At 65.1% G+C, this 12,452-nt stretch carries 11 protein-coding genes; 7 read left to right on the forward strand and 4 right to left on the reverse strand.

The window, feature by feature from the left end; all coding sequences use genetic code 11:
* Nucleotides 1–105: 105 nt before the first annotated feature.
* The 3 genes from pgi to AC3A6F_RS08950 all read left to right on the forward strand — a co-directional run bounded on the left by pgi (nt 106) and on the right by AC3A6F_RS08950 (nt 3,845).
* A complete protein-coding gene (gene pgi, locus AC3A6F_RS08940) occupies nt 106–1,749 on the forward strand; it encodes a glucose-6-phosphate isomerase (protein ID WP_487679909.1) in 1,644 nt (547 codons plus the stop codon).
* A gap of 18 nt (nt 1,750–1,767) precedes the next feature.
* Nucleotides 1,768–2,664: an SMP-30/gluconolactonase/LRE family protein gene (locus AC3A6F_RS08945; RefSeq protein ID WP_487679911.1), complete on the forward strand. Its 897-nt coding sequence runs from the start codon at nt 1,768–1,770 to the stop codon at nt 2,662–2,664.
* A gap of 92 nt (nt 2,665–2,756) precedes the next feature.
* Nucleotides 2,757–3,845, forward strand: coding sequence for an extracellular catalytic domain type 1 short-chain-length polyhydroxyalkanoate depolymerase (locus AC3A6F_RS08950; protein WP_487679913.1), 1,089 nt, complete (start codon nt 2,757–2,759; stop codon nt 3,843–3,845).
* A 7-nt stretch (nt 3,846–3,852) separates the two neighbouring features.
* On the opposite strand, the gene AC3A6F_RS08955 is transcribed toward AC3A6F_RS08950, so the two are convergent.
* The 4 genes from AC3A6F_RS08955 to AC3A6F_RS08970 all read right to left on the reverse strand — a co-directional run bounded on the left by AC3A6F_RS08955 (nt 3,853) and on the right by AC3A6F_RS08970 (nt 7,996).
* Nucleotides 3,853–4,383, reverse strand: a complete 531-nt coding sequence (locus AC3A6F_RS08955) for a cytochrome b (protein WP_487679915.1) — start codon at nt 4,381–4,383, stop codon at nt 3,853–3,855.
* Nucleotides 4,380–5,453: a catalase family peroxidase gene (locus AC3A6F_RS08960; protein ID WP_487679917.1), complete on the reverse strand. Its 1,074-nt coding sequence runs from the start codon at nt 5,451–5,453 to the stop codon at nt 4,380–4,382. The genes AC3A6F_RS08955 and AC3A6F_RS08960 overlap by 4 nt, the downstream gene beginning before the upstream one ends.
* Nucleotides 5,454–5,541: 88 nt before the next feature.
* Nucleotides 5,542–6,993, reverse strand: a complete 1,452-nt coding sequence (locus AC3A6F_RS08965) for a methyl-accepting chemotaxis protein (protein ID WP_487679919.1) — start codon at nt 6,991–6,993, stop codon at nt 5,542–5,544.
* A gap of 142 nt (nt 6,994–7,135) precedes the next feature.
* Nucleotides 7,136–7,996, reverse strand: a complete 861-nt coding sequence (locus tag AC3A6F_RS08970; protein WP_487679921.1) for a DUF3667 domain-containing protein — start codon at nt 7,994–7,996, stop codon at nt 7,136–7,138.
* A gap of 455 nt (nt 7,997–8,451) precedes the next feature.
* Here AC3A6F_RS08970 and zwf point away from each other — a divergent pair, with 455 nt between their 5' ends.
* The 4 genes from zwf to AC3A6F_RS08990 all read left to right on the forward strand — a co-directional run bounded on the left by zwf (nt 8,452) and on the right by AC3A6F_RS08990 (nt 12,409).
* Nucleotides 8,452–9,921 (forward strand): glucose-6-phosphate dehydrogenase, encoded by a 1,470-nt coding sequence (zwf, locus tag AC3A6F_RS08975; protein ID WP_487679922.1) that lies wholly within the window; start codon nt 8,452–8,454, stop codon nt 9,919–9,921.
* A 19-nt stretch (nt 9,922–9,940) separates the two neighbouring features.
* Complete coding sequence (locus AC3A6F_RS08980) at nt 9,941–10,795, forward strand: SIS domain-containing protein (RefSeq protein WP_123067741.1); 855 nt, start codon at nt 9,941–9,943, stop codon at nt 10,793–10,795.
* Between the two features lie 110 nt (nt 10,796–10,905).
* The gene (locus AC3A6F_RS08985; RefSeq protein WP_487679924.1) at nt 10,906–11,880 is read left to right on the forward strand and encodes a hypothetical protein; all 975 of its coding nucleotides are present in this window, start codon (nt 10,906–10,908) and stop codon (nt 11,878–11,880) included.
* Nucleotides 11,881–11,908: 28 nt separating this feature from the next.
* On the forward strand, nt 11,909–12,409 hold the full coding sequence (locus AC3A6F_RS08990; protein ID WP_487679926.1) for a GAF domain-containing protein: 501 nt from the start codon (nt 11,909–11,911) through the stop codon (nt 12,407–12,409).
* Nucleotides 12,410–12,452 lie beyond the last annotated feature (43 nt).

Raw genomic sequence — 12,452 nt, forward strand, 5'->3', positions numbered from 1 at the left:
CCTGTAAATTGCGTTCGCGCTGTTTTTTGTAGTGAATTTACGCGCAGATGCTTGTATTATTCGATAATCTATTATTGCCAACATTGTGCCACGCACCCCGACCCCATGCGCCAGCCTCCTTTGACCAGTACCGCCAGCTTCCAAGCCCTCGCCCAACACGCCGACGCCGCCAAGACGTGGCAGATGCGCGACCTGTTCGCTGCCGATCCCGACCGCTTCGAGCGCTACTCCGACGAGGCCGCAGGCCTGTTCCTAGACTATTCAAAAAATCGCCTCGACGGGCGCACGCTTGAACTGCTCGTGCAGCTGGCGCGCGAGCGCGGCCTCGAGGCGCGCCGCGATGCGATGTTCGCCGGCGAAAAGATCAACAACACCGAGAACCGCGCGGTGCTGCACACCGCCCTGCGCGCGCCGCGCGGCGCGACGCTGACGGTCGACGGCCAGGAAGTCAATGCCGACATCCACGCCGTGCTCGATCGTGTAAAGACCTTCACCGACGCCGTGCGCAGCGGCGAGTGGCTGGGCCATACCGGCAAGCCGATCACCGACATCGTCAATATCGGCATCGGCGGCTCGGACCTCGGTCCCAAGATGGTGGTGCTGGCCTTGCGCCACTATGCGCACCCGCGCCTCTCGATGCACTTCGTGTCGAACGTCGACGGCCACGACATGGATGCGGCGCTGGCCCAGGTCGATCCCGAGACCACGATGTTCATCGTGGCCTCCAAGACCTTTACTACGGCGGAAACCATGATGAACGCACAGACCGCGCGCGCCTGGTTCCTGCAGCATGCGCCTGAGGACGCATTGGCGAAACACTTCATCGCCGTCTCCACGAATACCGAAGCGATCAAGACCTTCGGCATCGACCCGGCGAATATGTTCCCATTCTGGGACTGGGTCGGCGGCCGCTATTCGGTGTGGTCGGCGATCGGCCTGCCGGTGGCGCTGGCCGTGGGCTTCGGCTACTTCAAGGACTTCCTGGCCGGCGCGCACGAGCTGGATGAACACTTCCGCAGCGCGCCGCTCGAGCGGAACCTGCCGACGCTGCTGGCCCTGGTCGGCTTCTGGAACCGCCAGTTCCTCGACTGCGCCTCGGTGTCGATCGCGCCTTATCACCAGGACCTGAACCGCTTCCCGGCCTACCTGCAGCAGCTCGACATGGAAAGCAACGGCAAGCGCGTGACCCGCGACGGCCAGCCGGTCGACACGCCGACCTGCCCGGCGATCTGGGGCGAGTGCGGCACCAATGGCCAGCACGCCTATTTCCAGCTGCTGCACCAGGGCACCGATGTGACGCCGATGGATTTCATCGCCGCCCTGCGTCCGGCCCACGAGATGGACAACCACCACACCGCCCTGCTGGCCAACTGCTTCGCCCAGTCCGAAGCCTTCATGAAGGGCAAGACGGCGATTGAAGTGCGCGCCGACCTGCAGGCCCAGGGCCTAGCGGCGCAAGAAATCGAGCGTCTCACACCGCACAAGACTTTCCCCGGCAACCGCCCGAGCAACACCATCCTGATGGAACGCCTGACCCCATCGACCCTGGGCGCGCTGATCGCGCTGTACGAGCACAAGACCTTCGTGCAGGGCGTGATCTGGGATGTCAACAGTTTCGACCAGTGGGGCGTTGAGTTAGGTAAAGTGCTGGCGAAGAAGATCGAAGCCGAGCTGGCCGGAGAACCCGCACCAGGCCAACACGACAGTTCCACGAACGGCCTGATCGCCCGCGCCAAGGCTGCTTTCTGAAACCTACACCACCACACTATGGCAACGGAAAAATTTGAGGTAGTACACGATGCGCCGATGCTGGTCGGCGAGTCCGCGATCTGGCATGAAGTCGAATCGGCGCTGTACTGGGTCGACATCGAGGGCTACACCGTCAACCGCCTGCACGCGGCGAGCGGCAAGTTCACCTCGTGGAAGATGGGGTCGAACCCATCGGCGCTGGCGATCGACGACAACAACTTCCTGGTCGTGGCCACCCGCCACGGCCTGCTGCGCCTGAACACCACCGACGGTTCGGAAAAGCCGATCACCGACGCGCCCTACGATCCATCGAAGGTGCGTTTCAACGACGGCCGGGTCGATCCGAAGGGCCGGTTCTGGATCGGCACCATGTACGAACCGCGCGACCAACCGGCCGCCGAGATGTACGTGCTGGACAAGGATCAGTTGCGCCAGGCCTGGAGCGGCGGCATGACCAACTCGAACGGCCTGGCCTGGAGCCTGGACGGGCGCACGATGTACCACGCCGACACCACCACGCACCGCATCGACTGCTACGACTTCGACCCGGCCACCGGTGAGCAGAGCAACCGCCGCACCATCGTGACCTTCCCGAGCGACAAGTCGGCGCCGGACTACGGCGGCCGTCCGGACGGCGCCACGATGGATTCCGAGGGCATGTACTGGGTGGCGATGTTCGAAGGCGCTCGCATCCTGCGCATCGCGCCGAATGGCGAGATCGTGCGCGAAATCAAGCTGCCGGTGAAATGCCCGACTTCGGTCGCCTTCGGCGGACCGGACTTGCGTACCTTGTACATCACCAGCGCCAGCCATGGCAGGTCGAAGGAAGAACTGGAACAGAATCCGCTCAGCGGCAAGGTGCTGTCCATCAAGATGGACGTGGCGGGGCGCGAAGAGCCGGAATATCGCGCCTGACGCCGGCGCGGGCGCGGATGGCGTGAGCCAGCGCACCGAAGAAGTCCGCCTTCGCAGTTATATTGCACTGCAACATAACTGCGGAGGCGGCAGTGGCAAAAACTACTTCGAGCACCCGTTTGCTGCGCGACCTGACGCGCGCCGCCAAATCGCAACGCAAGCTGGTTGCCAAGCTGTTCGATATCTATAGCGCGAAGCCGAGCGCACGGGCCAATGCCAGGCCCCCCAAGCCGGCGCGGCCGAAAACGGCGCCTCCGGCGCAAGCGCGCCTGCCGGCCGCCTCGGGCCGCTGGCTCGAGGGACATCACCTACTCCCCTACTGGCTGTATCTTCCGCAACGCACACCCGAGCACGCCGCACAAGCGGGCTGGCCGCTGGTCGTCATGCTGCACGGCTGCCATCAAACCGCCGCCGAATTCGCGCAGGGCACGCGCATGAACCGGCTGGCGCAGGCGAAGGGTTACGCAGTGCTGTATCCACAACAACCGGCGACCGCGCATGCCCAGCGCTGCTGGCGCTGGTTCGACCGGGCCGCCCAGGAGGGCCGCGGCGAGACCGGCGTGCTGGCGGCGCTCATCGACCACGTGTGCGCCGGGCACCGTATCGACCGCCGCCGCATCTATGCGTGCGGCCTGTCGGCCGGCGCCGGCATGGCTGCCGTGCTGGCCTTGAACCATCCCGAGCTGATCGCGGCGATCGCCCTGCATTCCGGCCCCGTGTTCGGTGTCGGCCATACATCGCTGGGCGCCCTGCACGTCATGCGCCACGGCGCTGCGACGCAGGCCGATGCGGCGATCGACGGCGTGCTGAAACGCCGCTCCACGCACCTGACCGCCCAGGCGATGCCGCTGATGCCGGCCTTGCTGATCCATGGCGAAGACGATCCGGTGGTCAGCCAGGTCAACCAGCAACACCTGACGCGCCAATGGCTGCAGTTGAACGGCCTGCCGCCGGGGCCGGCCAACCGCGTCGTCGCGATGCCGGCGGGACGCGGCGGCAGCCGCAACGCGCATGAAATCCAGGACTTCACGGCGCGCCGCAAGCTCGTCCTGCGCGTGGTGCGCATCGCGGGCCTGCGCCACGAATGGAGCGGCGGCGACCCGACGCTCAGGTTCAATGCGAAAGCGACGCCGAACGCCAGCCGCCTGGCGCTCGAGTTCTTCGGCAGGCACCGGCGTTAAACCGGACTTACCCCCGCCGCGCCATCTGCCCGAACACGCCGTCACGCCTCACCCATGCATGGAACAGCGCTGCGCCAAGATGAGCGAGGATGGTAAAGAACAACACATAGGCCAGCACGCCATGGAGCGGACGCAGGAAGCCGTACATGACCGGACTATGCGGCAGGATCGATGGCAGGTTGACGCCCCCGAACAACTCGACCGGATAGGCGCCGGCCGACAGCATGGCCCAGCCGACGATCGGCATCGCGAACATCAGGGCATACAGCAGCCAGTGCGAGGCCTTGGCGGCCCACGCCTGGATGCGCGGCAGGTCCGCCGGCAGCGGTGGCGGTGGATGGCGCAGCCGATTGACCAGGCGCACGATCGCCAGCAACAGGATCGCCAGCCCGAGCGGGCGATGCAGATCGAGCAGCAGCTCGCGGTGACGCAGCGACACCACCATGGCGGCGCCGACGAACAGCATGGCGAGGATTGCGACGGCCATCGACCAGTGCAGCACGCGGGCCAGCAGGTTGAAGTGGGGTTGACGGTTCATTGCACGCTCCCGTTGCCCGACTTGGCCAGGCCCTGGCTGATTTCACGTTCACGACGGTTGAACGAGACCGAATAGACTGCCGACCGGGCATGCAGCACCGGATCGGCGGTCGCCACGATCCCCTTCGGCAGGATCAGCGGATCGAAGTTCAGGTCGAAGCAGGGTCTGCCGGCCTGCGCCTCGGCGCGCCTTAGCGTCAGGGTCCCGAATTTGGTCTCGGGCCGCGTATCGGGCCAGGCTTTCGAAGGATCCTCGATCGGGTCGCCCGGCGCGGCGAACTGCATCACCATATCCCATTGCAGCGGCCCGGCGGCCAGGCGCCGCTCGAGATCCTCGCCCAGGAAATCGCGGCTCGCACTCTCGAGCCGTTTCGGGTCGGCCGCCACGAACGGCGCATGCGGCCGCATCGACCAGCGCACCGCGCGCTCCCTGCCCTGGGCGTCGATCAGGCGGAATGCGTTGACGCCGTTGAAGCGCGTGTTGGCCAGGCTGTCGGGCGTCCGTGCATCCTTCGACCACGCCATGAAATTGGCGATCTCGGGATATTTTGCCAGGACTGCCTTCATTTTTTCCGGGTCGGGCTTGCCGGTTGCGGGATCCGGCAGGCGCGCAACGTTCATCGCCTGGAACCCTTCCGGCGTGGACGACGCGAAGAACGGGAAGCTGTTCATCGCCATGCGCCACTCCTGCCCGTCGTCCGTCTTGAGCTGCAGCGCCATGCCGCGCACGGCTGCCTTGTTGTCGGGCGCATGCGGATCGTTGCCGGGATTGGAAAAGCGGCCCAGCACCGGCGTCGACGCCTGCGAGAACACGCGCGCCGTCGACAGTTGCGCCGCTGCCGGCGTCGGCGCGAAGGTTCCGACGATGCAGATGCCCTTGCTGTGGGCGCGGCGGAAGCCCGGCTGGGGCGAACCCGATGCTTCGGCCGTATTGGCCATGGCCTGCGGCGTGACGCCGTTGCCGCCGAACCAGCCGCCGATCCAGGCAAACAACAGCGCCAGGACCGCGACGATCAGGAAGATCGGCAGCAACAGGATAAAGGAACCGCGGCGCGGCGTGGGTCTGGTCATGGTGGACGGCTTTCTTCGGCTGATGGTGTCAGTACAGGCCGGCGAATTGTCGCATGAACATCGGGAACGGTTCGCCACGGATGGGCAGTCAGCTGGAACGCCCCATCATCCGCGCCGAGTCGTAGCCGATCCGCACCGCACCCCAGTGCTTCCCCTGGAACACGATCGGCATCGACAAGTCATTGATCACCTCTCCCGTATCGCGCAGATAGGTCTGCAGCAGGAACGGCTCGCGATTCTTCGCCAACCGGATCCCCACCGGATCGTCGAAGATCCGCTTGTTGCGGCAGTACACCAGGTCATGCTCGCGCTGCCCGGTCGACGGCCGCGAGAACTTGGTGTTGTGGGTCGGCGCGTATCCCCGGTTGTCGACCGCCAGCGCGTACGCCGCGCCCGGCAAGTCGGTCAGCACGCGGTCGAACAGCTGCTGCAGGTCGCGCTCCACCGCGCGGTCGTACGAGGTCGTGAACCGTGGCGGGTCGGATTGCGGGATCGGCCGGTACTGCTGGTCGAAGATGTTCGCGCCGCCGGCCGCGTGGCCGCTCAGGCAGGCCAGCACCTGGTCGCGCAGCGTCGTGGTGGTATCCACCAGCGCGTCGAAGGCCGTGCCACCGGTGCGGAAGCCCGCCAGCACACCCTGCAGCTCCTCGGTGGCCACCCGCACCTCGTCCACGCGGCGCGAAGCGTCCTGCATCGTGGCCTCGGAGCTGGAGGCGTTCTGCGCCACCTCTTCCACCTTCGCATTGATCTGCTGGTTGACGCCGTCGAGCGACTGCATCGCCGCCGCCATCTGGTCGACGGTGGCGGTCATGCGCTCGAAGTCGGCGACGAAAGCGGTGAGGTGGCTGGCCGCGCTGCCGGCTTCGCGCGCCGACACGTTCACGCCGTCGAGGATGCCGGCGGTGGCGCCGGAGGTCGAGGTCACCAGCTCGCGCATCGCGCCGCTGGCGGTCGCGATCTTGACCGCTTCGGCATTGACCACCTGAGACAGGCGCCGCACTTCGGAGGCGACCACCGCGAAGCCGCGCCCGGCCGGGCCGGCGCGCGCCGCCTCGATCGCGGCATTGATGGCCAGCAGATTGGTCTGGTTGGCCACGTTCTCGATGACGGTGCCGAACTCGCCGATCTCGCGCAAGTGGCCGACCAGCAGGGTCACGGTATCCGAAAAACCCTGCACTTGCTCCTCGATGTGGCGCATGCGCCGTTCGAGGCTGGCCAGTTCTTCCATCGATTCGCGCGCCGCCGCCAGATTACGCTGAGCGGTGTCGGCAATGCGCACCGTGCCGGCATTGACGTCGGCCGACAGCTCGGCCACTTCGCGCGCGCTGGCCGCCAGCGCATCGGCTGCATGGTGCTGGCGGGCCGCCTGGGCCTGGGCCTGGTCGACTTCCTTGCGCAGGCGCGCGGCATTGATGGCCGTGCGGATGCTGCCGTCGCGCGCCTTGACCACCAGCGTGCGGACATTGCCGGCCACGCTGCGGCCGCCCAATGGAGCCAGCACCGAGCGCGATACACGCGAAACTCTTTGCAACCACGTCATATTGTCCCCTTCATCTACGCGGCTCTGGCCACGATATTTATGTGGGGAAACTATAGTGTGATTTGCCCACCCTGTCATTCGTCGCGCGTACCCGCGTGGCATCCGCGCCACCGCGCTTGTTTCGTGCGGCGGGCCGCATGTACTATGCCGTGAGGATCGCGATGGTTTCGGCGATGGCGATCAGACCGACTATCACGAGCATGTGCACGCTCATCAGCACGAGCGACCTTCCCCAGGACGCCGACGCCCGTCCGCCATATACATGGCGCAGCGCGGCCGGAAGATAGGCCACGATCCACGCCAGGGGCAGCAGTTGCAGGCAGTCCCACACCGACACGAGCATGAATTGTCGGGTAGCGACTGCCGCAATTAACCAACCGAAATTGCCCGGTATCGCGATCATCAGGACAGCAAGTAGAAACGCGAATGAACTCACATGCAGCGCGAACACCAGGTGCTCGCCATAATTGCGCCCTGATCGCGAATACATCAGCTTGAGATACAAGGCAAATAGCGGCAGCGCACCGATGAGCATGTAAGGCAGGTTTGCCAGGAATCCGTGGTTGAGGAGCGCCGCCTTTTCTGTCGGCGGCGCATCCATGAATCGCTGCCCCTTGTCTCCCCACGCCTGATTGACCTGGTCCAGCCATGCCAGCGCATCGGGGATCATGGAACGGTCGTCGCTTCCGGTCACGCTCAGCTTGAGACGCAGCGTCACGGGCAAGGACTCCCCGCGACGATCCGGGTGAGGAATCGTATGCGAATAGCTCATGCCAACGACTTCCTCATCCAAGGTGAGCTGGGGAAGATTGACGCCCACCAGTTTGATCAGCGCAAAAAACACCAGGCTCAAGGTCAGGTACAGGCGTAGGGGATTGATATAGGGAACACGCCGACCACGCAGGTAATCGCTCGTCAAACGGCCTGGGCTCGATACCAGCAAGCGCAGCGTACGCCAGAGCTTGCCTTCCAGCGCCACGTAATGGCCCACGAATTCGTGCACGAATTCGGCTGCCGAGGGAGAGTGGGCCGTGATGGCCTCGCCGCAGTGCGCGCAATACTTGTCGTGCGCCCGGGTGCCGCAGCTGGGGCACCGAGGCGCCGGCTCGCCAGGCGCATCGTTGTCGTGCACGATCCTAATAACAGGTTTCAAGATCCACCGATCATGAGTAGTGACATGCTGCTGCGCTCATCGTCAGTGCGGACAAGTGACAGCCAAGTGAAACATCAGCTTAGCAACTTAATGCCCGGAAAAATACGCACTTTTCCACAGTTGCCGGAACCCCGCGGCTTCTGCCTATTGTCTTGAATCGGCAAGCTCTGCGCCCCGGCGTCATTGGATATGGCACACTGGTCGCACGGATGCGTCTGTAGTAGATTTACTTGATTAAGAATAAATTATGTAGTAAATTTACATCGACATCCGATTGTCCTGTTCCTACTGCAGACCTACTCCCTATGGCTATTTCCGATTTCGACCTCGTTTTCTTTGGCGGCAGCGGCGACCTTGCGATGCGCAAGCTGCTGCCTGCGATGTACTCGCGCGACGTCTGCAACGACCTGCCGGAGAGCAGCCGTATCATCTGCGTCGGCCGTGACGATGCGACGCAGGAGGAATTCCTGCGCATGGTCGAGAACAACTCGAAGCCGCATATCAAGGACACGGTCCACGAGCCGAGCTGGACGCGATTCCTGCAGCGTATCACCTACGTGGCGCTGAACGCGACCGACGTGTCGACTTACCAGGCGCTGGTCGAGGCCTTGCGCGACGACCCATCGCTCACCCGCGTCTATTACCTGGCCACGCCGCCGCAGCTGTTCGCCAAGATCTGCGACAACCTGGCCGCCACCGGCCTTGCCACGCCGAACTCGCGCGTGGTGCTCGAAAAGCCGCTGGGCCGCGACCTGGCCTCGGCCAAGCAGATCAACCTGGACGTCGGCAAGGTGTTCGCCGAATCGCAGATCTACCGCATCGATCACTACCTGGGCAAGGAGACCGTGCAGAACCTGCTGGCGCTGCGCTTCGGGAACATCCTGTTCGAGCCGCTGTGGCGGCGCGAATGGATCTCGGACGTGCAGATCACGATCGCCGAAAAGATCGGCGTCGGCAACCGCCTGGGCTACTACGACAATTCCGGCGCACTGCGCGACATGCTGCAGAACCACCTGCTGCAGCTGCTGTGCATCGTGGCGATGGAACCGCCGACCTCGATCGCGCCGGACGCCGTACGCGACGCCAAGCTGCAGGTATTGCGGTCTTTAAAACGCTTTACCCCGACCACGCTGTCGCAGAACATCATCCGCGGCCAGTACCGCGCCGGCTATATCGACGGCCAGCAGGTGCCGGGCTACCGCGAGGAACCGAATGCGCCGAAGAGCTCGCGCACCGAGACCTTCGTGGCGATGAAGGCCGAGATCGACACCTGGCGCTGGGCCGGCGTGCCGTTCTACCTGCGCACCGGCAAGCGCATGGCCGACCGCCTGGCCGAGATCGTAGTGCGCTTCAAGCCGATCCCGCACTCGATCTTCAACCAGCCGACGTCGAGCTTCCAGCCCAACAGCCTGGTGATCCGCCTGCAGCCGGACGAAGGCCTGTCGATGAACCTGATGGCCAAGACCCCGGGCGATTCGATGCGCCTGAAGCAGGCCGAGCTCGAACTCGATTTCCGCGAGCAGTTCAAGGCGCCGCGCATGGAGGCGTATGAACGCCTGCTGCTCGACGTACTGCGCGGCCAGCTGACCCTGTTCATGCGCGGCGACGAGCTGGAAGCGGCCTGGGAATGGGTCGAGCCTATCCTTGAGCACTGGGAACAGGACGACAGCGCCCCGGCGCCGTACACCTCCGGCACCTGGGGCCCGGCCGCCGCCAGCGCCCTGATCGGCCGCGACGGCCTGCAATGGCGCGAAGAATCGCTGCCGGAAGACTGACCGGCGCCCGAGACATATTATGCTGCTCGACTCGATCCGCACCCAGCTCGACACGCTCTCCAAATCGGAGCGCAAGGTCGCGCTCGCGGTGCTGGCCGCCCCTTCCGCGACCGTGAGCCAGAACATCACCGCCCTGGCGCGCAGCGCCAGCGTGTCGGAACCGACCGTGGTGCGTTTTTGCCGCACGCTTGGCTACGACGGCTGGCACGAGTTCAAGCTCAAGCTGGCGCAAGGCCTGGCGCTGGCGCTGCCCGGCGCCAGCGAGGCGCCGCACCAGGACGACCTGGCCTCGGACCTGATCAACAAGATCTGCAGCCGCTCGATCAATACCCTGCTCGACCTGCGCAACAACCTCAAGCCGGAACTCGTCCAGCAGGCGCTCGAGATCCTCGCGCGCGCCAACAAGATCGAGTTCTACGGCCAGGGCACGTCCGGCTTCGTGGCCGCCGACGCCCAGCACAAATTCTTCCGCTCGGGCGTGCCGACGGTGGCCTATACCGACCCGTCGATCCACTCGATCGCGGCGGCCCTGCTGCGCGAAGGCGACGCGCTGGTCGCGATCTCGCAGCGCGGCAACAACCCGGCGCTGACCCGTTCGGCCAAGCTGGCCAAGGCCGGCGGCGCCGACGTGATCGTGCTGGCGCCGTCCGGCACGCCGCTGGCCGAGATGGCGACCCTGCTGATCCCGATCGACCTGGTGTTCGCGACCGATCCCTACACCCCGATCTCGGCGCGGCTGGCCTACCTGGTCGTGATCGACGTGCTGGCGGTGGGGCTGGCGCTGCGCCGCGGGCCGGAATTCCGCAAGAAGATGCAGAACGCGCAGAAGGCGCTGCAGGAGTTCGACATGCAGTTCGATTCCTTCATCGGCTAACCGTGCGTTGACGGCAAGAAACGCATTTGGTCTAGAATGGGCGGTTCCTAACCCTTGCCGATCAACCATGGACATCGATCCCTCAATGGCTGATCGGTCCTGACTAGCCAATGCCAACGTTCTACAAGCTCCTCCTGTCGGCCCTTGTTGCGGCCGGTGCCCTGACGATGTGCATGGCCAAATCCCAGCTGCAGCTTCCCGCTCCGATCGTGATGCGTAGCGTGAGCGGCGTCGAGGGCGTCGAACTGCGCCACATCGGCTTCGACCGGCCCGGCGCGGGCCCATTCCAGCCCATGTTCGGCCTTGACGACGTGTTGTCGGCCGGCTATCCGTCCGTGCTATATCTTGACAAGGTCTATCGCCGTGCCGGGCCGGGCAGCTTCGTCGTGCACCCCCGCGGCGAGGTCCGCACGCGCTACGTGGTCGAGGAACAAGCGGACCGGTCCGACGACGGGCCCGATCGCATCACCAGCCTGTCCATCCGTGACCTCGACAGTCAAGAACTGCTCGGCCGGAAGTATCTACGCGGCCGGGTTGGCGAAGATGCGATGGCATTCGTGCGCAAGGTGCTGGGGACTGCGGACCCGGCCGGCGGCCAGCCCGACGCGCCAACGTATGGCGCAGCGCCCGTGACGCACACGCCGCTTCGGGCCGGCCGCATCGATCCTCCCGTCCAGGGAGGCGATGGCTGTCCGCCGTCCTACCGGATCGCGACGGCAGCGTCGCCCCGGCAGTTCGATGCCGGTGCGTGGTCGTTCCGGCCACGGAGCGACGTCGACAGCTTTGCCTGCACCGGCAACTTCATCCTGGTGGCGTCGGGCGACGGCGCGCGCCTGCTGCTCGACCTGCTGGACCCGACCGGCAAACACCTGTTCCAGACCGAGGTAGCGATGCCGGTCGACGCGCGCGCCGAGGCGACCTTGCTACGCCTGCGGGTGAACGGCGAGCGTCTGCAGACGGACGTGCATTATCGTCCTGGCAAGCTCACCGACGGCAAGCCGAGGCTGCGCGAGCGGTTCAGGCTGCTTATTTCGATGACACCGCCTGACGCTGGAGCGCCTGCGGCAGCGGTGGCTGTAAAATAGCGGTTTTCGACCAGCATTTTCGCCTGACATGCATATCAATCCCGAACGCAGCGACCGTCCCGACTATGACCTGCTGGTGCGTCAAGTGACCAGCGTCCTCGAGGGCGAGCGCGACCTGACCGCCAATGCATCCCAGTTCTCGGCCCTGATCTACGATACGATCTCCGACCTGAACTGGGCCGGCTTCTACTTCACCGTGCCGTCCAAAAAGGGCGAAGGCCAGGACCTGCTGGTCGGGCCATTCCAGGGCAAGCCCGCCTGCGCCCGCATCCCGTTCGGCCGCGGCGTCTGCGGCACCACCGCCGCCCTACGCAAGACCATCGTGGTGCCGGACGTACACGCCTTCCCGGGCCACATCGCCTGCGATTCGGCGTCGGCCTCGGAAATCGTCATGCCGGTGATCAAGGATGACAAGCTCATTGGCGTGTTCGATATCGACAGCCCGAAACCGGACCGTTTTTCGGAAGAAGACCGTGCGGGGCTGGAGGCCATGCTTGCGGCGTTTGTTGCCGGTACCGATTTCGCGTGAGCTGGTTGGACGCGTCGGCGGCGTAGCCGCCAACCCTATGTAG

It is taken from the genome of Massilia sp. Soil_C_3 (genome assembly GCF_057657035.1).

What these genes read in the sequence shown, in the direction of transcription:
- AC3A6F_RS08985 (WP_487679924.1), top strand. Translation starts at nt 10,906, where the DNA reads ATGCCAACGTTCTACAAGCTCCTCCTGTCGGCCCTTGTTGCGGCCGGT.
- AC3A6F_RS08980 (WP_123067741.1), top strand. Translation starts at nt 9,941, where the DNA reads ATGCTGCTCGACTCGATCCGCACCCAGCTCGACACGCTCTCCAAATCG.
- AC3A6F_RS08990 (WP_487679926.1), top strand. Translation starts at nt 11,909, where the DNA reads ATGCATATCAATCCCGAACGCAGCGACCGTCCCGACTATGACCTGCTG.
- AC3A6F_RS08965 (WP_487679919.1), bottom strand. Translation starts at nt 6,993, where the DNA reads ATGACGTGGTTGCAAAGAGTTTCGCGTGTATCGCGCTCGGTGCTGGCT.
- AC3A6F_RS08955 (WP_487679915.1), bottom strand. Translation starts at nt 4,383, where the DNA reads ATGAACCGTCAACCCCACTTCAACCTGCTGGCCCGCGTGCTGCACTGG.
- pgi (WP_487679909.1), top strand. Translation starts at nt 106, where the DNA reads ATGCGCCAGCCTCCTTTGACCAGTACCGCCAGCTTCCAAGCCCTCGCC.
- AC3A6F_RS08945 (WP_487679911.1), top strand. Translation starts at nt 1,768, where the DNA reads ATGGCAACGGAAAAATTTGAGGTAGTACACGATGCGCCGATGCTGGTC.
- zwf (WP_487679922.1), top strand. Translation starts at nt 8,452, where the DNA reads ATGGCTATTTCCGATTTCGACCTCGTTTTCTTTGGCGGCAGCGGCGAC.
- AC3A6F_RS08960 (WP_487679917.1), bottom strand. Translation starts at nt 5,453, where the DNA reads ATGACCAGACCCACGCCGCGCCGCGGTTCCTTTATCCTGTTGCTGCCG.